Origin of the sequence: Bradyrhizobium sp. KB893862 SZCCT0404 (assembly GCF_018130885.1) — a bacterium.
GTDB lineage: Bacteria > Pseudomonadota > Alphaproteobacteria > Rhizobiales > Xanthobacteraceae > Bradyrhizobium > Bradyrhizobium stylosanthis.
Genome location: NZ_JAFCLT010000007.1, coordinates 15,818 through 35,244 on the forward strand (window position 1 = coordinate 15,818; position 19,427 = coordinate 35,244).

General features: G+C 66.1%; 17 protein-coding genes. 1 reads left to right on the top strand and 16 read right to left on the bottom strand.

What is annotated here, in order from left to right; all coding sequences use genetic code 11:
* Positions 1-95: 95 nt before the first annotated feature.
* The 13 genes from JQ617_RS25670 to hydA form a co-directional block, all read right to left on the bottom strand.
* Positions 96-1,079, bottom strand: a complete 984-nt coding sequence (locus tag JQ617_RS25670) for an ABC transporter ATP-binding protein (RefSeq protein ID WP_063694919.1) — start codon at positions 1,077-1,079, stop codon at positions 96-98.
* Positions 1,076-2,065, bottom strand: coding sequence for an ABC transporter ATP-binding protein (locus JQ617_RS25675; RefSeq protein WP_063694920.1), 990 nt, complete (start codon positions 2,063-2,065; stop codon positions 1,076-1,078). The genes JQ617_RS25670 and JQ617_RS25675 overlap by 4 nt, the downstream gene beginning before the upstream one ends.
* 19 nt (positions 2,066-2,084) lie before the next feature.
* A complete protein-coding gene (locus tag JQ617_RS25680) occupies positions 2,085-3,008 on the bottom strand; it encodes an ABC transporter permease (RefSeq protein WP_212028751.1) in 924 nt (307 codons plus the stop codon).
* On the bottom strand, positions 3,005-3,946 hold the full coding sequence (locus tag JQ617_RS25685) for an ABC transporter permease (protein WP_063694922.1): 942 nt from the start codon (positions 3,944-3,946) through the stop codon (positions 3,005-3,007). Before JQ617_RS25685 ends, JQ617_RS25680 begins: the two co-directional genes overlap by 4 nt.
* A gap of 17 nt (positions 3,947-3,963) precedes the next feature.
* Complete coding sequence (locus JQ617_RS25690) at positions 3,964-5,568, bottom strand: ABC transporter substrate-binding protein (RefSeq protein WP_212028752.1); 1,605 nt, start codon at positions 5,566-5,568, stop codon at positions 3,964-3,966.
* Positions 5,569-5,722: 154 nt separating this feature from the next.
* Positions 5,723-7,393 (bottom strand): nickel ABC transporter ATP-binding protein NikE, encoded by a 1,671-nt coding sequence (nikE, locus tag JQ617_RS25695; RefSeq protein WP_212028753.1) that lies wholly within the window; start codon positions 7,391-7,393, stop codon positions 5,723-5,725.
* Positions 7,390-8,238 carry an ABC transporter permease gene (locus JQ617_RS25700; RefSeq protein ID WP_212028754.1) on the bottom strand — a complete coding sequence of 283 codons (849 nt, stop codon included), beginning with the start codon at positions 8,236-8,238 and terminating at the stop codon, positions 7,390-7,392. The genes nikE and JQ617_RS25700 overlap by 4 nt, the downstream gene beginning before the upstream one ends.
* Positions 8,235-9,269, bottom strand: a complete 1,035-nt coding sequence (locus JQ617_RS25705) for an ABC transporter permease (protein ID WP_212029055.1) — start codon at positions 9,267-9,269, stop codon at positions 8,235-8,237. Before JQ617_RS25705 ends, JQ617_RS25700 begins: the two co-directional genes overlap by 4 nt.
* 29 nt (positions 9,270-9,298) lie before the next feature.
* Positions 9,299-10,918 carry an ABC transporter substrate-binding protein gene (locus tag JQ617_RS25710; protein WP_212028755.1) on the bottom strand — a complete coding sequence of 540 codons (1,620 nt, stop codon included), beginning with the start codon at positions 10,916-10,918 and terminating at the stop codon, positions 9,299-9,301.
* A 120-nt stretch (positions 10,919-11,038) separates the two neighbouring features.
* Positions 11,039-12,475, bottom strand: a complete 1,437-nt coding sequence (locus tag JQ617_RS25715) for an NAD(P)-binding domain-containing protein (RefSeq protein ID WP_212028756.1) — start codon at positions 12,473-12,475, stop codon at positions 11,039-11,041.
* Positions 12,472-13,221 (bottom strand): SDR family oxidoreductase, encoded by a 750-nt coding sequence (locus tag JQ617_RS25720; RefSeq protein ID WP_212028757.1) that lies wholly within the window; start codon positions 13,219-13,221, stop codon positions 12,472-12,474. Before JQ617_RS25720 ends, JQ617_RS25715 begins: the two co-directional genes overlap by 4 nt.
* A 1-nt stretch (position 13,222) precedes the next feature.
* Entirely contained in the window at positions 13,223-14,197 is a 975-nt protein-coding gene (locus JQ617_RS25725; RefSeq protein ID WP_212028758.1) for an NAD-dependent epimerase/dehydratase family protein, read from the bottom strand.
* Between the two features lie 16 nt (positions 14,198-14,213).
* A complete protein-coding gene (gene hydA, locus JQ617_RS25730) occupies positions 14,214-15,683 on the bottom strand; it encodes a dihydropyrimidinase (protein ID WP_212028759.1) in 1,470 nt (489 codons plus the stop codon).
* Between the two features lie 56 nt (positions 15,684-15,739).
* On the opposite strand from hydA, the gene JQ617_RS25735 reads away from it, so the two are divergent.
* Entirely contained in the window at positions 15,740-16,402 is a 663-nt protein-coding gene (locus JQ617_RS25735) for an aspartate/glutamate racemase family protein (RefSeq protein ID WP_212028760.1), read from the top strand.
* Here the strand turns inward: JQ617_RS25735 and JQ617_RS25740 are convergent.
* The 3 genes from JQ617_RS25740 to JQ617_RS25750 all read right to left on the bottom strand — a co-directional run bounded on the left by JQ617_RS25740 (position 16,399) and on the right by JQ617_RS25750 (position 19,418).
* Positions 16,399-17,058 (bottom strand): flavin reductase family protein, encoded by a 660-nt coding sequence (locus JQ617_RS25740; RefSeq protein WP_212028761.1) that lies wholly within the window; start codon positions 17,056-17,058, stop codon positions 16,399-16,401. The two genes, JQ617_RS25735 and JQ617_RS25740, sit on opposite strands and share 4 nt — an antisense overlap.
* Positions 17,059-17,063: 5 nt before the next feature.
* Positions 17,064-17,996 (bottom strand): N-carbamoyl-D-amino-acid hydrolase, encoded by a 933-nt coding sequence (locus JQ617_RS25745; protein WP_212028762.1) that lies wholly within the window; start codon positions 17,994-17,996, stop codon positions 17,064-17,066.
* A gap of 126 nt (positions 17,997-18,122) precedes the next feature.
* A complete protein-coding gene (locus tag JQ617_RS25750) occupies positions 18,123-19,418 on the bottom strand; it encodes an aminotransferase class III-fold pyridoxal phosphate-dependent enzyme (protein WP_212028763.1) in 1,296 nt (431 codons plus the stop codon).
* Positions 19,419-19,427 lie beyond the last annotated feature (9 nt).

The window sequence follows — 19,427 nt, forward strand, 5'->3', positions numbered from 1 at the left end:
CCCACGAATTTGACCCGCCGGGCAAAACAGGAGCATGATGGCATCGTCGCCAGGGGCCTTCACGGCGCTCTAGCAAGATCCCAAACATCTCTAGTCTAAGCCTGCGGCACCTCGTCGAGGTGGCAGGCCGCCCATTGCTCGGCGCCAACGGCGCGAAGCGTCGGCTCCTCGGTGCGACACCGATCGAACACGAACGGGCAGCGGGTGTGGAAGCGGCATCCCTTCGGCGGATTGATCGGGCTCGGCACGTCGCCGCCGAGGATGATCGGATTGCGCTGGGCACCCGGCTCGGGCAGCGGCACCGCCGAGAGCAGCGCCTTGGTGTAGGGATGCCTCGGCGCGGCGAAGATCTCGCGGCGCGGCGCGATCTCGACGATCTTGCCGAGATACATCACCGCGACGCGGTGGGTCATGTGCTCGACGATGGCGAGGTCGTGGCTGATGAACAGCAGCGCGAGGCCGAACTTCTGCTGAAGGTCCTGCAGGAGATTGACGACCTGCGCCTTGACCGAGACGTCGAGTGCCGAGACCGCCTCGTCGCACACGATCAGCTCGGGCTCCGCCGCAAGCGCCCGCGCGATGCCGATGCGCTGGCGCTGACCGCCGGAGAATTCGTGCGGCCGGCGGTTCAGCGCCTCGCGCGGCAGGCGCACGGTGTCCATCAGCTCCGTGACGCGGACCTCGAGATCCTCCTTGGACTTGGCGAGACCGAAATTGCGGATCGGCTCGGCGAGGATGTCGCGCACGCGCATGCGCGGGTTGAGGCTGGAGAACGGGTCCTGGAACACGACCTGCACGCGCCGGCGCATCTGGCGCATCGTGCTCGGATGGGCGTCGTCGATGCGCTGGCCGTCGAGAATGACCTGGCCGGAGGTGATGTCGAACAGCCGCAGAATGGCGCGGCCGACCGTCGATTTTCCGCAACCGGACTCGCCGACGAGCGACAGCGTTTCACCGCGCGCGATCTCGAAGGACACGCCGTCGACCGCATAGACGAATTCGGACTTGCGGCTGAACAGGCCGGTCTTGATCGGAAAATGCTTCTTGAGGTCGTTGACCTGGAGCAGCGGAGGACTCATGCCGCGACGGCTCCCTTGGCAGCATAATGACAGGCCGCGATGTGGCGCGGGCCCTTCTCTTCCAGCCCGGGCGCATATTGCCGGCAGAGATCGGTCGCGAGCGCACAGCGCCCGGCAAAGACGCAGCCGGTGATCGGCTTGCGGAGATCCGGCACCTGCCCGGGAATCTCGGCGAGCCGCGTCGCCGTGCCCGCGAGCGAGGAGCCGAGCCGCGGCACCGCGCCGAGCAGGCCCTGCGTATAGGGATGGCGCGGCGAGCGGAACAGCTCCGCGACCGGCGCCTCCTCGACCTTGCGGCCGGCGTACATCACCATGACCCGCTCGGCGATCTCGGCGACGACGCCGAGGTCGTGGGTGATCAGGATGATGGCGGCGCCGACCCGGTGCTTGAGGTCGAGCATCAGCTTGAGGATCTGCGCCTGGATGGTGACGTCGAGCGCCGTGGTCGGCTCGTCCGCGATCAGGAGCTTCGGATTGCAGGCCAGCGCCACCGCGATCATCACGCGCTGGCGCATGCCGCCGGAGAGCTGGTGCGGATATTCGCGCACCCGCCGCTTCGGTTCGGGAATGCCGACCAGCGTCAGCATCTCGACCGCGTGCGCTTCGGCGGCTTGCTTGTCGAGGCCCTGGTGGATCATCAGGGTCTCGCGGATCTGCCGGCCGACGGTCAGCACCGGATTGAGGCTGGTCATCGGCTCCTGGAAGATCATCGAGATGTCGTTGCCGCGGATCGCGCGCATCTCGCGGTCGGACAGCTTCAGCAAATCCTTGCCAGCAAAGCGGATGCTGCCTGCGATCCTGCCGGGCGGCTCCGGCACCAGCCGCATCAGCGACATCGAGGTCACCGACTTGCCGCAGCCGGACTCGCCGACGATGGCGAGCGTCTCGCCTTCGTTGACATGGAAGGACACGCCGTCGACCGCGCGGTTGATGCCGCCGGGCGTGCGGAAATGGGTTTGGAGGTTCTCGACTTCGAGCAACGCCATCGTGGTCAGCCTTTCGCCATCACAGGCTCTTGGCCATGCGCGGATCGAGCGCATCGCGAAGGCCGTCGCCGAGCAGGTTCACGGCGAGCACGGTGACGGACAGGAAGGCCGCCGGGAAGAACACGATGTAGGGCTTGACCTGCCACAGCGCGCGGCCTTCGGCCATGATGTTGCCCCAGGACGGAATGGTGGGCGGCGTGCCCGCGCCGATGAACGACAGGATCGCCTCGGTGATCATGGCGCTGGCGCAGATATAGGTCGCCTGGACCAGCATCGGCGCGACCGTGTTGGGCAGGATATGGCGGAGAATGATCATCGGCGTGCGCGTGCCGCAGGCGACCGCGGCATCCACATAGGGCTGCTCGCGCAGCGACAGCACCACGCTGCGGACGAGACGCGCGACGCGCGGGATCTCGGCGACGGTGATCGCCAGGATGACGTTGCCGACGCTGCCGCGCGTCAGCGCCATCAGCGCGATCGCGAGCAGGATCGGCGGGATCGACATCAGGCCGTCCATGAAGCGCATCAGAATGCCGTCGGCCCAGCGGATGAAGCCAGAGACCATGCCGATGGCAAGTCCGGCCGCGGACGCGAAGATCGCAACCGACAGGCCGACCGTGAGAGAGACCCGCGCGCCGAACAGCACGCGCGAATAGATGTCGCGCCCGAGCACGTCGGTGCCGAACCAGAAATCGGCCGACGGTGCCCGCGTGCGCTTGGCAGGTGCAAGCGCGGTCGGATCGACCGTGCCGAGATAAGGCGCGAAGATCGCGATGAGGACGAGCGTCAGCAGCAGCGCGCCGCCGATCGCGACGGTCGGATGGCCGCGCAGCAGCCCGATGAAGCCGCGCCGGACCCTGACGGGCCGGAGGATCTCCGGCAGCTGCGGCGCGAGGACGAGGCCGGCCGGAAGCGATTGGGGATTGACGGTGGTGTCGGTCAATAGCGGATCCTCGGGTCAACGAGCGTGTAGGTGACGTCGATCATCAGGTTGACGAGGACGTAGACGAAGCTGAACAGCAGCACGATGCCCTGGATGACGGGATAGTCGCGACGCAGGATCGCATCGATCGTGAGCCGGCCAAGGCCGGGGATCGCGAACACGCTTTCGGTCACGACCGCACCACCGATCAGGAGCGCGATGCCGATCCCGATCACGGTGACGATCGGCACCGACGCATTCTTGAGCGCGTGAATGAACAGGATGCCGCCCTGCCCGAGGCCCTTGGCCTTGGCGGTGCGGATATAATCCTGTTGCAGAACCTCGAGCATGGCGGCGCGCGTAATGCGTGCGACCAGCGCGATATAGACGCAGCCAAGCGCGACCGCCGGCAGGATCAGGTTCTCAAGCCACGGCCAGAAGCCCTGGGTGAGCGGCGTGTAGCCCTGCACCGGAAGCCATTCGAGCTCCAGCGCGAAGATGTAGGCGAGCATGTAGCCGACCACGAAGACGGGCAGCGAGAAGCCGAACACCGCAAAGCCCATGATGACGCGGTCGATCAGGCTGCCGGCCTTCCAGGCCGCGACCACGCCGAGCGGGACCGCGACCACGATGGTGAGCAGCAGCGTGACGATCATCAGCGACAGCGTCGGTCCGAGACGCTGCCCGATCATCGCCGAGACCGGCAGGTTGGTGAAGATCGAGGTGCCGAGATCGCCATGCAGGATGCGCCAGACCCAGCTTCCGAACTGGATCAGGAAGGGCCGGTCGAGGCCGAGGCTCTGGCGGATGCGTTCTACATCCTCCGGACTGGCCTGGTCGCCTGCAATGACCACGGCCGGATCGCCCGGCGCGATGTAGAGCAGGCTGAACACGAACAGTGCGACGATCGCCATCACCGGCAGGGTGGCGACGATGCGCCGGAGGATGTAGGAAAGCATCTGGCCTCAGCGCAGCATCAAGCGGATTTCGACACGCCCCAGAAGAACGGCAGCGGCCCCTTCGTGATGCCGGAGACGTTCTTGCGCCAGGCCGTGTAGGTCAGGAAGAAGCCGGTCGGCGCATAGACGACATCGTCGATCGCCGCCTTGTTGACCCGCCCGATCGCCGCCTTCTCTTCCTCGACATTCTTGGCGTCGAACCAGGTCGTGATCTCCTTCTCGGTGTTCGGGCTGTTGGGCCAGCCGAACCAGGCCTTGTCGCCGTTGGCGCGAATGGCGGTGTAGGCGGCGGGCGTGATGCAATCCGCACCGGCATGCCAGCTGTGGAACATGTTCCAGCCGCCCTGTCCCGGCGGCGTCTTCGCCGCACGGCGCGAGCCGACCGTACCCCAATCGGTGGCGACGAAGTCGACATTCATGCCGAGCTTCTTGAGGAGGTCTGCGGTGACGTCGCCCTGCGCCTTCGTGATCGGCTGGTCCTGCGCCACGAGGCAGGTCACCGGCTGGCCGGAATAGCCGCTCTCGGCGAGCAGCTTCTTGGCGGCGTCGAAATCGCGCTTGCCCTTGAGGATGTCGCCGCCCAATTCGTTGTAGACCGGCGTATCGGGCGTGAAGAAGCCGGGCAGCGGTTTCCACAGCGCGGTGTCGTCGCCGACGATCGCGCGCATGTAGTCCTCCTGGCTCAGCGCCATCAGCACCGCGCGCCGCGCCCGCACGTCGTTGAACGGCGCGAACAAATGGTTCATGCGGAACGAGCCGATATTGCCGAGGGGATCGCCGATATCGACGCTGATGTTCTTGTTCTTCTTCAGCACTGGCACGAGATCCGCGATCGGATTCTCCCACCAGTCGACTTCGCCGTTCTGCAGCGCCGCGGCAGCGGTCGCGGGATCGGGCATCACGATCCATTCGATGCGATCGAGCAGCATCTGCTTGCCGCCCGCAAGCCACGACGGCTTCTCCTGCCGCGGCACGTAGTCGGCGAATTTCTCGAACACCGCCTTGGCACCCGGCACCCATTCGCCCTTGGCGAACTTCATCGGGCCGGAACCGACATATTCGGTGATCTGCTTGAACGGATCGGTCTTGGCGATGCGCTCCGGCATGATGAACGAGCACGGCGCATTGTTCTTGGCCAGCGCGTAGGTCATCTTCGGGAAGGGTTGTTTCAAAACCCATTTGAAGGTGCGGTCGTCGACAACAGACAGTTCCTGCTGGATCGCAAGAATCATCAGGCCCATCGGATCGCGCGCCGCCCAACGCGACAGGCTGGCGACGACGTCCTTGCTCAGCACCGGCTCACCATCGTGGAATTTGAGGCCGGGGCGCAGCTTGAAGATCCAGGTCTTGCCGTCGTCGGTGGTCTCCTCGGACTCCACCATCTGGCGCTGCGGCTGCAGCTGCGCATCGATGCCGTAAAGCGTGTCCCAGACCAGCGCTGCTGCATTGCGGACGACGTATTGCGTACCCCAGATCGGGTCGAAATTGGCCAGATTGGCCTGGGGAACGAAGCGCAGGGTGCGGGCCGCTGCGCCTTGGCCGATCGCCGGGGCCGAAAGGCCGCCCGACAATGCCAAACCGCCCGCGCCGGCCAGTCCCTTCAATACGGTCCTGCGATCCATGAAGTCCTCCCAGTAATGCCGTGATGCCAGCTGTTCATTGGCAAAGGGCAAGTGAAACCGAGCCCATTTGCAAGCAAATGGTATGCCACTAAATGCCCAATCGCCAGCGGCATCTCATCGACTTTTTGGTGAGCCCAAGTTGACTTGCAAGGCCTTACAGAGCAGCCGCGAGCATTTCGCCGGTCTCGATATGCGGGATCGCCTCGACCAGCTTGCGGGTGTAGTCGGTCTTCGGATTATCGAACAACGCCCGGCTCTCGCCCTGCTCGACGATGCCGCCGTTGCGCAGCACGATGGTGCGGTCGCACAGCATGCGCACCACGTTGAGATCGTGGCTGACGAACAGCAGCGCGATGTCGTTCTCGCGGCGCAGGCGATCGAGCAGTTGCAGCACGACGGCCTGCACGGAAACGTCGAGCGCCGCCGTCGGCTCGTCCAGGACGAGCAGACGCGGCCGGCAGGCAATGGCACGGGCGATGCCGACCCGGGCTTTCTGGCCGCCGGAGAGCTGATGCGGGAAGCGAGGCAGAAGGTCGAGCGGCAGCCCCACCCGCTCGGCGCACTCCTCCACGCGCTGGCGCAATGCGTCGCCCGCGCGCATGCCGTCGAGCCGCATCAGGGGATGGGCAATGCAGTCGAAGGCGGTGTAGCGCGGGTTGAGGCTCTCGTTCGGGTCCTGAAAGACCATCTGGATGTCTTTGCGCAGCGGCGAGCGATGGAAGTCGCGCGCCGCCACATGGCCGATCGACTGCCCGTCGAACACGATGTCGCCTTCGCTCGGATCGATCAGCCGGCAGATCATCCGCGAGGTCGTGCTCTTGCCGGAGCCGGATTCACCGACGAGACCGACGCTCTCGCCGCCCGCCATGGTCATGGAGAAGTCGGCGACCGCGGCCGAGCCCTGGTCGAAGCGTTTCGCGAGCTGGCGCACTTGCAGCAGCGGGGGCGTGCCGTGTTCGGGCTCCCGCCTCGGCTTGCCGACAACGGCGGAATAACGCTCCCGCTCCTCCTCGGTCACGAGATCCTCGATCCGGGACGTCGCGGTCGGCGATGCCGCCACCAGGCGCTTCGTATAGGCGTGCTGCGGCGCGGAGAAGAGCGTCCGGGGGCTGGCCTCCTCGACGATGCGGCCGCGCTCCATCACGGCGATGCGGCGGCAATAGCGCGCCGCGAGGCCAAGGTCGTGCGTGATCAGGATCGTCGCCATGCCGCGCGCGGCGGCGATGTCCGCCAGCAGATCCATCACCACCTTCTGCGTGGTGACGTCGAGCCCGGTGGTCGGCTCGTCCGCGATCAAGAGCGCGGGATTGCAGGAGATCGCGATCGCGATCATGACGCGCTGGCACATGCCGCCGGAGAGCTCGTGCGGATAGGCATTCATCCGCGCCTCGGGATCGCGGATCTGGACTGCGCGCAGCAGGTCGAGCGCCTCGGCGCGCGCGGCGTCCTTCGAGATCCGCTTGTGCGTGAGGATCGCGTCCGCGATCTGCAGGCCGATCGCGCGGATCGGGTTGAGCGCCGCCCGCGGGTTCTGGAAGATCATCGACATCGCGGCGCCCTGGAGCTGACGGAGATCGTCGCCCCTGAGCTTCGTCACATCCTGCCCGCGAAACAGGATCTTGCCGCCGGTGACGCGTCCGGCCGCGTCCAGCAGCCGCGTCGTGGCGAAACCGGTGACCGATTTGCCCGAGCCGCTCTCGCCGACGAGGCCGAGCATCTCGCCCTTTCCGACCGTGAGCGTCACGCCGCGCACGGCCTCGACCATGCCCCGCCGCGTCGAGAACGCGACATGGAGGTCGTTGATCCCTAGCAGTTCCTCGCTCATGTGCGCATGCGGGGATCGAGAATATCCCGCATCCCGTCCCCGAGAAGATTGAAGCACAGCACGGCCATCATCAGCGCGAGGCCTGGAAAGGCCACCAGCCACCACCGCCCGGTCGAGATGAAGCGTGCGCCTTCCGCGACCATGATGCCCCATTCCGGCGTCGGCGGCTTGACGCCGAGACCGATGAAGGACAATCCGGCCGCGTTCAGGATGGCCCAGCCGAGGTTGAGCGAGATCTGCACCGCCATGGCCGGCAGGATGTTCGGCAGCAGGAAGCGCAGCACCACCGAGAAATGGCTCTCGCCGCAGGCGCGCGCGGCTTCGACCCAGCCGACATTGCGGCGGACGTTGACCTCGGCCCGCGCGAAGCGGATGTAGAAGGGCAGATTGATGATCGCGGTCGCGATCACGATGTTCTCGATCCGGTTGCCGAGCGCCGCCACCATCGCCATCGCCAGCACGAACAGCGGAAAGGCCATCATCACGTCGACGAAGCGGCCGACCGCGCGGTCGAGCTTGCCGCCGGCATAGCCGCAGAACGAGCCGACCACGGCGCCGATCAGGAAGGAGATGCCGACCGCGGAGACCGCAATGGCGAGATCGAGCCGCGCGGCGATGATGAGGCGGCTGAACACGTCGCGGCCGAGCTGGTCGGTGCCGGCAAGGTGCGCCGCGCTCGGCGGCAGCAAGGCTTCCGAGACATTTGAGACAACAGGATCGTAAGGCACGATCCAGGGCCCGAAGATCGCGAGCAGCACGAACAGCAGCACGCCGGTCGCGGCAACCGCCGTGAGCGGATTGCCGCGCAGGATCCAGACCGAGTGGCGGAGGGTTGCGCTGGTCATTCGATCGACACCCTGGGATCGGCGATGCCGTAGCAGATATCCACGACGAGATTGACCAATACGAAGAGGCTCGCCATCAGCAGCACGAAACCCTGTACCGGCGCGTAGTCGGAGGAGAGCAGCGCATCGAGCGCGTAGGACGCGACGCCCGGCCAGGAGAACACCTTCTCCACCAGCACGTTGGCGCCGAGCATGGTGGAGAACACGATGCCGGCGATGGTGATGACCGGCAGGATCGCGTTGCGCAGCGCGTAGGTTACGACGACCTTGTGCCAGGACAAGCCGACCGAGCGCGCGGTGCGCACGAAATCGCTGCCGAGCGAGACCAGCATCGAGGCGCGCGTGATCCGCGCCAGCGGCGCGATCACGAACAGTGCCATGCTCACCGCCGGCAGGATCAGCTGCTTGCAGGCCGCCCACCAGCCTTCGAGGTCGCCGGCGAGCAGGAAATCGATGGAGAGGAAGCCGGTGCGCTGCGGCGGCAGCGAGGTGAAGACATCGATGCGCCCGGTCGGATCAGGCGCCAGCCCCAGCAGATAATAGAACACGTAGATCAGCAGCAGACCCGATACGAAGGTCGGCACGCAGACGCCTAGCGCGCAGAACAGCCGCACGCCGTGGTCGACGACCGATCCCGGCCGCAGCGCCGCGATGACGCCGAGCGGCACCGCCGCAATCAACGCGATCAGGAGCGCGGTGAAGGTGAGCTCCAGCGAGGCCGGCAGCCGCTCGCGCAAATCCTTGAGCACCGGCTGCCCGGTCATCATGGAGCGCCCGAGATTGCCGTGCCCGATGTCGGAGAGATAGAACACGAGCTGCTCCGGCACGGACTTATCGAGCCCCATCTGCTTCCTGATCTGCTCGATCTCCTCCTTGCCGGCGTTCGGCCCCGAGGCGAAGAACACCGCGGGGTCGCCGGGCAGGACGCGCATCAGCAGGAAGGTGAAGACCAGCACGCCGAACAGCGCCGGCAGCGACGACAGCAGCCGCCTGCCCGCCCGCACCATCGTTCCACCGAGACCAGTCTTCACCATTCAGTGCTCCCTGCGGCTTCCCGCAATCACTTGCGGCTGACGTCGCGGTAATCGACCTGACGATGGAATTCGTAGGTGTAACCCGCGATCGACGGCGCCATCACGGCATCCTGGTTGGGCTGCCACAACATGATCTGCGGCATCAGATCGGCATGCATCGCGTTGAGCTTGCGGCCGGCTTCCTCGTACTTGGCCTTGTCAGGCTCGAACCGGGCTCCCTGCGCGATCTCCGCAAGCTCCGGATTGTTGATCGACGAGTAGTTCCAGCGCTGGTTGCCGGTGTAGAAGTTGCGATAGAAATAATCGGTCGACGGCAGCCAGGCGACGATGCCTTCGGTGAAGAAGGGCAGCTTCTTCTCGTTGATCTGCGTGGACATCTGCGCATCCGGCAGCTTCTGGATGTCGACCTTGATCCCGATCTTGCCGAGCGATTCCTTCACCAGCGCGGCCATCGGCTCCGCGGTCGAGGCCTGGCCGACGTTGAAGCTGAAGGTGGTCGAGAAGCCTTCGGGCAGGCCGGCCGCCTTGAGATATTCGCGCGCCTTGTCGAGATCGATCTTCACCGGCTGCTGGAACGGATAGATGCCGTTCAGCGGCTTGCCGTCCGGCCAGCTCGCGCCGAACAGCGGCGCGCCGCGACCGAACAGGGCCGCCTTGAACATGTCGTCATAGGGCAGCGCGGCAGCCACCGCGCGGCGGACATTGACGTTGTCGAACGGCGGGATCTGGTTGTTCATCGAGACGAAGGTGATCGAATTGTATTGCGGTGTCGAGATCACCTGGAGCTTGCCCTTGGCCTCGAGCGCCTGGACGTCGCTGGCCTGGAGATCGACCACGAGATCGGCATCGCCGCGCTCGACCAGGTTTGCGCGGGTGGCCGGCTCCGGCACGGACTGAATGATGACACGCTTGAAGAAGGCCGGCTTGTTGGCCGAGCCGCGGTTCCAGGCCTCGTTGCGCTTGACGATCACCTGCTCGCCCGGCTTGAAGGTCTCGATCACATAGGCGCCGCTGCCGGCGGTGTTCTCCTTCAGCCAGGCCGTCGCCCAGGGATCATCCGCCGTCGCGTGCTGCTTGGCGAGCTTCGAGTTGATGATCATGGGATAGACAGTCGCAAGGTTCGGCAGCGCCAGCTTGTCGGGTTTCGGCAGCGTCACCTCGATGGTGTAGGGATCGATCACCTTGAACTGGTCGGCCGAGGTCAGCGAGCCCGTCAGCAGCTGCGCCTTGCCGAGGATCGGCGCGGTGACGCAGCGGTCGAGCGACCATTTGACGTCCTCGGCGGTGACGGGCGAGCCGTCCTGGAATTTCGCATCCTTGCGCAGGCGGAAGGTGAGCTTCAGACCGTCGGGGCTGACGTCGTAGGATTCGGCGAGCTCGCCGGTGATGGTGTCGAGATCGAACACCCATTTGCCGTTGAGCTGCTTGCGGCCGAACGCGACCAGCCGGTCATAGGTGCTCATGCTCAGCGCGAAGGATTCGCGGGTCGAGCCGGGGATGTTGGGATCGAGCGTGTTGACGGATGCGCCGGTGACGTAGCGCAATGTCTCTGCCCTGGTTTGCGCCTGCGACGGCGCGGTGGCGATCAGCAACAGCGCAGTGGTAGCGAGAATGCAGGTCGCCGGCCTGAAAGACACAAAACGCATTGGTTTTTCCCTGAATTTTCGAACGAGAACGCCAGCAAGGCAGGTTAAGAAAGAAGCAAGTTGCGCGCCAGTCTCATGGGGCGTTTTTGCGGACGGATCGTCGCGGCGGCGCATGGATGATCATCGCTGCTGCTCCATTGTTCGCGCCGACCGCGTGACCACGGCCTGCGGCACGTCGTAGGCGTCGAGCGAGGCCCAGTGCCGCGCAATATCGGCACGGAACAGGCCGCGCGTCAGGCCGTGGACCAGTTTTGGAACGGCGGTCGTCATCGCATTGATCGACGATCCCGATGCACCGAAGCTCATGGTGGAGGCGATGGCGAAGAGATGGATGTCGGAGATCCACGGCGTCTCGCCCGGCACGCGCTCGGTGAAGGAATAATCGTCGGCCAGATAAGGGAAGCGGCCGAGCCGTTCGTTGCGCTCGTCCTCGGGCGGCTGGTAGCGGTCCGCCCAGGTCGCGATGTTGCCGGCAAACCGGCCAAGCTCGCCGCGCCCGGCGAAGTTCATGTCGATGCCGGTGCCGCAGATGACGAAATCCGCAATGATCGAACCGCGCGGCGTCTGCAATGCGACGCCTTTGTCTGTCTCACGCGCCGCCTCGACCGGAGTGCTTTCGTGCAAGGTGAAATTGGCGTGTCGCGCGCAACGGTCGTAGGTCGGTTGCGGAAATCCCTCGCGCATCTCCAGGATCTTGCGCATGAAGCGCCAGCGCCAGGCATCGTCGAGATCGCTGAGATGGCGCAGGAAGCCGCGAAACGTCAGCCAGCGATAGGGCTGGATCACCTGGATTTTTGTGCGACGGCAAAGCAGATGCACCTCGGACGCACCCGCCTCCAGCGCGGTCGCGGCATTGTCGAACGCGGAGGCGCCGGCGCCGATCACGGCGACGCGCTTGCCGCGCAGGCCTTCGAAGTCGATGTCGTCGGCGACGGTTGCGACCGAACCTGCCGGAAGATGCGCGAGCTGCTCCGGGATCATCCAGTCGCCCATGCCCTCCTGCCCCGTCGCCAGCACGATCTTGCGGGCGTAGAGCGTCTCGACCTCGCCTGCCCGTTTCACGCGCGCGGCGAGCAGGCCGTCGGCGGCGGGCACGATCTCCAGGAGCTCGCAGGCGTTGCGTACCGGCAAGCCGATCGTCCGCCGCAGCCAGAGCAGATATTCGGCCCAATGCTCGCGCAGGATCAGGCCAAGGCCTTGCCAGCTCTCCTTGCCGAACCGCGCTTCATGCCAGGACTGGTAGGTCAGGCTGGGAATGTCGAGGTCCGGGCCGGTATAGTCCTTCGGGCTGCGCAGCGTCGGCATGCGGGCATAGGTCAGCCAGGGGCCCTCCTTGCCTTCCTCGGCCTTGTCGATCAGAAGGATGTTGCTGACGCGGGAGCGCATCAGGCCGAAGCCGATGGCGATGCCGGATTGGCCGGCGCCGACGACGAGCACATCCAGCGCAGCGTTACCATCCGGCCCGATCTTCGGTTCGAGCCAGGCGGCGTGGGGATGCGCGATCATGGCGAGATCGGCGCGCACGTCCGCTTCAAGCTGGGTCAGCGCCTCACTCATGCCGCGAGCCAGCCTCCGTCGACCACCATCACGGTGCCGGTCGTGAACGAGGACGCATCGCTGGCAAGATGCAGCGCGGCCTGAGCGATCTCGTCTGCTTGGCCGAACCGCTTCATGGCGTGTCGGTTGCGCGAGGCCTCGCGCACCTCATCCGAATTGGCGTGACGGGCAAAGCTGCGGCGAAGCATCGGCGTGTCGATCGCGCCCGGCGCAATCGCGTTGACCCGGATGCCGTCGGTGGCGAAATCCACCGCCATCGTCCGCGTCAGGCTGACGATGGCGCCCTTGGCGGCGATATAGGCGCTGTTGCCCTTGCCGCCGGCCATCGCAAGCTGCGAGGCCAACGTGATGATCGAGCCGCCCTTCTGCCGCTGCATGTGAGGCACGGCGGCGCGCGCCCACAGCCAGGTGCCGCCGACATTGGCGCGGAACACCGCGTCCCAGTCCTCCAGGCTCGTGGTCAGCACCGTGCCGCCGACGGAGAAGCCGGCTGCCGTCATGAGGACGTCGAGCCGGCCATGCCGGGCGATGACGTCGCCGACAACCGTCCCGGCGAACGCGGCATCGCCGACGTCACCGACATGCGTCGTGGCCTCGCCGACGAGGCCTCGCGTTTCCTGAAGGCCTACGGCGTCGCGATCGACCAGGGCAAGACGCGCGCCTTCCTCGGCGAACAGCTTTGCGCTCGCCCGGCCGATGCCCGAACCCGCTCCGGTGATGATGGCCGTCCGCCCCCGCAGCCGCATGTCAGATCCATTCCTTGTGCTGCATCCACCAGGCGCTCATGGCGGCCGCGGACTCGGCGCAGCCGAACCGCGCGCGCCAGCCGAATTCTTCCGCCATCCGCTTGACCGACATCGGCGCGCGATCCCCGCCGTGAAGCTTGATATCCGTCTTCTCGCCGGGCGACGCGAGCCGGCATTGCAGTCCAGGATGCAAGGCTGCAAAAGCCTCGCCCCATTGCAGCGCCGACCAGGCCGCGCCGCTGGAGATGTTGTAGAGCCGGTGGCGCGGCCGCTCGGCTTCGATCAGCACTGCCACCGCCTCGGCGGCGTCCGGCGCGTAGGTCCAATCCTTGATGCCGGGCGCAGGCAGAAGCGCCGGCTCGCCGCGCGCGAACTCGGCGAGAATCTGGAACTGGAGGCTCGGCGTATCGCGTACCGAACCGGGCCGCTCCCACGGGCCGAACACGGCGCTCAACCTAACGCTCAGGAAATCGCCGCCAAAGAGCTCGGCGTGGCGCGCGACGGAGCGCTCCGAGGTGAACTTGCTGATGGCGTAGAACGAGACGGGATCGCAGGGCGTCTCCTCGTCCAGCACAGCAACCCGCTGGCCCGCCACGCCATAGGCCGAGGCCGACGACAGATTGACGACGCGGCGAACGCGGTGACGGATCGCCGCTTGCAGGATCGGGATCTGGGCCATCACGTTGATCTCGAGCACGCGTGCAGGTGATGCCCGTTCGAGGTCGTCGCCCGCGGTGACCGCGGCGCCCAGCACGATCGCATCGGAGCCCTTTGCTATGAGTGCGTCGATGGTGTCTGCGTCGGTGATGTCGCCCTGCATGGTTGTGAGCCGTGCGCCGTGGTCGGCCAGGGATCGCTGTGCGGATGGCGGCAGCGCTGCCCGATCATACAGCGTCACCTCGTGCCCGCGCGCGAGCAGCACCTCGGCAAGATTGAGGCCGACAAAACCGGTGCCGCCGAAGATAAGAACCTTCATCGCGCGCGATCCACCATCACAGAAGCTTTGCCCCAAAGTTCCGTTCCGGATCCATGTCGGCGACGAGCCGCCCCGTGGGCTTTGCCGCCTCGCCGCCGCTGCGCGCCAGGAATTTGCCGCTTCCGGCGGACGCGAGGCACTTGTTGCCCTCGATGATCACGCGGCCGCGCGAGAGCACCGACACCGGCCAGCCCTTCAGCGTCCGGCCTGCAAACGGCGTGTAGCCGGCGAGATCGTGCATCATCTCGTCCGCGATGGTGACCTCGCGGTTGGGATCCCAGATCGCGATGTCCGCGTCGGCGCCGACGGCGATCGAGCCCTTGCGCGGATGCAGATTGTAGATTTTTGCGGGCGCGGTCGAAGTCAGCTCGACGAATTTTTCGAGACCCAGCCGTCCCTTCGACACCATCGCGTCGAACAGCAGCGGCAGCCGCAGCTCCAGTCCCGGCAGGCCGTTGGCGACCTGCTTGAAGTTCGGATTGGGACCGGCGCGCAGCTTGCCGGTCTCGTCGTAGCGATAGGGCGCATGATCCGACGAGATGGTCTGGAGATCGCCGAGCGAGAGCGCTTGCCACAGCGCTTCCTGATCCGCATGCGTGCGCGGCGGCGGGCTGCACATCCACTTGGCGCCCTCGGCGCCGGGCTTGTCGAGATCATTGGCGGTGAGGAACAGATATTGCGGACAGGTCTCCGCGAACACCTTGAGCCCCTGCCCGCGCGAGTCGCGGATCACCTTGGCGCCCTCGGCGGTCGAGACATGGAAGATCATGATTGGCTGGTCGATCAGCGCCGCCATGCCGATCAGGCGCGTGAACGCCTCAGCCTCCGACACGCGGGCGTGGCTGACGGCGTGGTATTTCGGCATGGTGTAGCCGCGCGCAAGCAGCCGCTTCACCATCCAGGCGATGATGCCGTGGTTTTCGGCATGGGCGCACAGCATCGCGCCGGACTGGCGCGCGGCGAGGAGAATGTCGAGCAAGGGCTCGTCGTCGACCTTGAGGCGGTCGTAAGTCATGAAGATCTTGATCGACGCATGTCCCTGCTTCACCAGCGCCGGGATATGCTCCTCGACCGTCTCCTTGGTCGCATCCGCAATGATCATGTGAAAGGCGTAGTCGATCACGGCGCCCTTCTTCGCCAGCCCGTGATAGTCCTCCACCACCTGCGGCAGCTTCATGCCGACATGCTGGGCAGCGAACGGGATGACCGTGGTGGTGCCGCCGAACGCGGCCGAGACCGTCGCGCTCTCGAAGGTGTCGGCATTCATGATGCCGGCGGCCGAGAGCTGCTCGATATGGGCGTGGCTGTCCACGCCTCCCGGCAGCACCAGCTTGCCGCGCGCGTCGATCTCGCGCTTGGCCGCCGGAAGGCCCTTGCCGATCGCCGCGATGGTCTCGCCGGAGATGGCGACGTCGGCCTCGAAGACGTCGGTGGTGGTGGCGACGCGGCCGCCGCGGATGATCAGGTCGTAAACTGGTTCAGTCATGAGGCACTCCGTGATAGGCTGAAGGCACGTGATCGCAATTTCGTGGAAAGACCACCATGCCCAGACCGCGCATTCTCGTCATCAATCCGAACTCCAACCCCGCGGTCACGCAAGGGCTGGAGGAAGCGTTGAAGCCGCTCGGCTTCGAAGGCGGCCCCGAACTGGTCTGCCAGTCGCTGGCCGAAGGTCCGTTCGGCATCGAGAGCCAGGCCGATGTCGACGGCGTCGCGATGCCGCTGCGCAAGCTGGTCGAAGGCGACAACAGCTCGGCGGCCTTCGTCATCGCCTGCTACAGCGATCCCGGGCTCCAGGTCTGCCGGGAAGGCACGGACCGGCCGGTGTTCGGCATCGCCGAGTGCGGCGTGCTGACGGCGCTCGCCCGCGCCGAGACGTTCGGCGTCATTGCGATCGCACAGCGTTCGATCCCGCGGCACATGCGCTATCTCAGACAAATGGGCCTGACCGAGCGCCTCGCCGGCGAGCGGCCGCTGAACATGAGCGTCGCCGAGACCGCCTCGGGCGAAGGCACGCTGGCAAAAATGATCGAGGTCGGCCGCGCGCTGCGCGACGAGGACGGTGCCCGTGCCATCGTGATGGGCTGCGCCGGCATGGCGCGCCATCGGCGCCCGCTGGAAGACGCGCTCAAGATTCCCGTGATCGATCCGACACAGGCGGCCGTCACCATGGCGCTCGGTACGGTGCAGTTCTCGGCTCACTAGGCGTCCTTCAGCTCTTTGGCGTCCTGCCGCGCGAGCCATTGCGCATGGCTCTCGCGCGTCAAGGCAAACGTATCCCGCTGCGTCGTGTAGAGATTGCCGAACATGCGGCCGATCGGGCGATAGGCTGCGAGATCGACATACATGTTCGCTTCGTCGACGAGGCCATCGCGGGCGTGAATCCTGAGCACCTCGCCGACCAGCAGCTCGCGATCCGGCGAGAAGTTCAGCACGACGTGGCGCCGGCACTCCAGCGCAAAAGGCGCCGCGGCAAGACGCGGCACCTTCACATCGACCGAAGGAAGCGTCGCCAGCCCCGTCGCGGCGACCTCACTGTCGCCGGAGGGGAAATCGACGGCGCAGTCGTTCATCGCCACCGACAGCGCCTCGTCCACCATGTGCACCACGAACTCGCCGTCACGGTGGATGTTGCGGGTGGTGTCCTTCGGCGAATGATCCGGCTTGTGCTGGAGCCCGAGCACGACCAGCGCAGGGCTCTCGGAAAAGACGTTGAAGAAGCTGAACGGCGCGGCATTGACCGCGCCGTTCTCGTCCAGCGTCGTCACCAGCGCGATCGGCCGCGGCACCACCACGCCGCAGAGCAGCTTGTAGCGATCGCGCGGATCGAGTTCACGTAAGGCGATGCCTTTGTCCGTCATCAGCGTCACTTCTCCGGCGGCGGCACCGCGCCGGTCCGGCTGGTGATCAGGCCGTAATGCTCGATGCGGCGGTGCCGGGCGAAATCAAAGATCGTGGTCTTGCCGAAGGTCGTCGCATCGAGGTCGCAGGCGTGGACCAGAACCTCGTCGTCCTCCGTCTTGGCCTCGGCCACGATCTCGCCGTTGGGATCGACGATCAAGCTGCCGCCGAACAGCGGATGACCATCCTCATTGCCGGCCTTGGCCACCGCGACCACCCAGGTCGCGTTCTGGTAGGCGCCGGCCTGCACCGAGAGGCGGTTGTGGAACAGCCGCTTCTCGACGCCCTCCTCGCTCTTCTCCGCGTTCACGGACGGCGTGTTGTAGCCGATCAGCACCATCTCGACGCCCTGCAGGCCCATGACGCGATAGGTCTCGGGCCAGCGGCGATCGTTGCAGATCGCCATGCCGATGATGCCGCCCAGCTCGCGCCAGACATTGAAGCCGAGATCGCCCGGCTCGAAATAGCGCTTCTCCAGGTGCTGGTGCGAGCGCTTGGTGTCGTACTCCACATGGCCGGGTAAATGGACCTTGCGGTATTTGCCGACAATCTTGCCGGACTTGTCGGTCAAGATCGCCGTGTTGAAATGATGTCCGTCCGGCGTCAGCTCGGCATAGCCGAAATTCATCGCCATCTGGTGCTGCGCTGCACGCTCGAACAGCGGCCTGGTCGCCGCGCTCGGCATTTCGCGTTCGAACCAATTGTCGAACTCCGCCCGATCCTCGACATACCAGCGCGGGAAAAACGTCGTCAGCGCCAGTTCCGGATAGACGATCAGGTCGGCGCCTTTGGCCTTGGCCTCGTCCATCAGCGCGATCATGCGCTTGACCACGGCCTCGCGGCTGTCGGCTTTCTGGATCGGACCCATCTGGGCGGCGGCGACATTGACGATACGCATCAGCGATTTCCTGGTGAAGCTACGAGTTCAAACATGTACCGGCGCGCGCAGCTTAACGCAGCATCGTCCGGAATTTCCAGCCGGAGCCCCTGCGGGACGGCAGGGTGTGGATTGCATGCCCCGCATTCAGCCGTGCTCCGCGTCGGCGGCGTCGAGACCATGGTCGAGCGCGTCCAGAAGCAGGCCAGCCTCCCGCTCGGAGATGACGAGCGGCGGCGCCAGGAACAGCGATGTCTGCTCGCCGCTGGTGCCGATCACCGCGCCGGCCTCCAGCGCTCGTTCCGCCACACGCGAGGCGATCGGCACTTCGGTCGTGTCGGCATGCCAGGTGCGCCAGTCCGGGCCGTGCAGTTCCACGGTCCAGTGCAGCCCCTGCCCGGCCACGCGCTGAACGCTCCGATGCTTTTGCGCGATTTCGAGCAGGCGCCGGGTGAACAGCTTTTCCAGTTTCTGAACGTGTTCCAGGATCCCGTCGTCGGTGACAACCTTCAAATAGGCGCTGACGGCGGCCATGCTGATGGGATGGCCGCGCAGCGTGCCGTAGTTCTGCCAGCTCGAGCCCTTGAGCCGCTCGACGATCTCCTTCGACACCACGACCGCGGCCACCGCAGCCGCGCCGCCGCCGAGCGACTTGCCGAGCGTCACGATGTCGGGGCGGCTCTGTGCGCCCTGGAATGCGAACCAACGGCCCGCGCGGCCTGCGCCGGTGACGACCTCGTCCGCGATCCAGTACGAACCGGCCTGCCGCACGCAGCGCGCCACCTCGTCCTGATAGGCACCGTCGTAGTAGATGCCGCCCTGGGTGTAGTCGATAATCGTCGCCGCCGTGTCCGAGAGCAGGCGCGGCGCATCGGCGAGATATTCGCTCGGCGGCGCATTGCCGGCGGGCGCGCCGTAGATCGCACCATCCGGCGCCGGCAGGATCCGCACCGGTGCCATCGGCGCCGGCAGCTTCGAGCCGCCGGCATGCACGGCGAGGCCACCGTGCCATTGCGGCTGCACCGTCATGGCGCGGGACAACCCGGTGATGCCGTGATAGGCGCGCTCGCGGGTCGCAAGTGCCGAGCGTTGCGTCAGCGCCTGGCAGAGCGACAACGCCATGTCGTTGGCCTCGCTGCCGCTGATGCAGAAGCGGACCGCGCCGACCCAATCGTCCTCGCCTTTGAACGCGGTCGCCATCAGGTCATCCGCGGCCTGCTCGCGGCCGACCCAGGTCCAGCCCTCGTTGACGACGGGCGTATCCGCCGCGCGACGGATGGCTTCGACCATCGCAGGGTGCCGATGGCCGAGACCGCCGCCGGTGTTGCTGCCGTCGATCAGCTTGCGGCCATCAGACAGATGAAAATAGACGCCCTCGCCGCCGACGACGGCCATGGGCGCGGCCTCGCCCGCATTCAGTCCGGTTCGCAACAATCTGCTCATCGCCCGCCC

What these genes read in the sequence shown, in the direction of transcription:
- JQ617_RS25670 (WP_063694919.1), bottom strand. Translation starts at nt 1,079, where the DNA reads ATGAGTCCTCCGCTGCTCCAGGTCAACGACCTCAAGAAGCATTTTCCG.
- JQ617_RS25675 (WP_063694920.1), bottom strand. Translation starts at nt 2,065, where the DNA reads ATGGCGTTGCTCGAAGTCGAGAACCTCCAAACCCATTTCCGCACGCCC.
- JQ617_RS25685 (WP_063694922.1), bottom strand. Translation starts at nt 3,946, where the DNA reads ATGCTTTCCTACATCCTCCGGCGCATCGTCGCCACCCTGCCGGTGATG.
- JQ617_RS25690 (WP_212028752.1), bottom strand. Translation starts at nt 5,568, where the DNA reads ATGGATCGCAGGACCGTATTGAAGGGACTGGCCGGCGCGGGCGGTTTG.
- nikE (WP_212028753.1), bottom strand. Translation starts at nt 7,393, where the DNA reads ATGAGCGAGGAACTGCTAGGGATCAACGACCTCCATGTCGCGTTCTCG.
- JQ617_RS25700 (WP_212028754.1), bottom strand. Translation starts at nt 8,238, where the DNA reads ATGACCAGCGCAACCCTCCGCCACTCGGTCTGGATCCTGCGCGGCAAT.
- JQ617_RS25710 (WP_212028755.1), bottom strand. Translation starts at nt 10,918, where the DNA reads ATGCGTTTTGTGTCTTTCAGGCCGGCGACCTGCATTCTCGCTACCACT.
- JQ617_RS25715 (WP_212028756.1), bottom strand. Translation starts at nt 12,475, where the DNA reads ATGAGTGAGGCGCTGACCCAGCTTGAAGCGGACGTGCGCGCCGATCTC.
- JQ617_RS25720 (WP_212028757.1), bottom strand. Translation starts at nt 13,221, where the DNA reads ATGCGGCTGCGGGGGCGGACGGCCATCATCACCGGAGCGGGTTCGGGC.
- JQ617_RS25725 (WP_212028758.1), bottom strand. Translation starts at nt 14,197, where the DNA reads ATGAAGGTTCTTATCTTCGGCGGCACCGGTTTTGTCGGCCTCAATCTT.
- hydA (WP_212028759.1), bottom strand. Translation starts at nt 15,683, where the DNA reads ATGACTGAACCAGTTTACGACCTGATCATCCGCGGCGGCCGCGTCGCC.
- JQ617_RS25735 (WP_212028760.1), top strand. Translation starts at nt 15,740, where the DNA reads ATGCCCAGACCGCGCATTCTCGTCATCAATCCGAACTCCAACCCCGCG.
- JQ617_RS25740 (WP_212028761.1), bottom strand. Translation starts at nt 17,058, where the DNA reads ATGACGGACAAAGGCATCGCCTTACGTGAACTCGATCCGCGCGATCGC.
- JQ617_RS25745 (WP_212028762.1), bottom strand. Translation starts at nt 17,996, where the DNA reads ATGCGTATCGTCAATGTCGCCGCCGCCCAGATGGGTCCGATCCAGAAA.
- JQ617_RS25750 (WP_212028763.1), bottom strand. Translation starts at nt 19,418, where the DNA reads ATGAGCAGATTGTTGCGAACCGGACTGAATGCGGGCGAGGCCGCGCCC.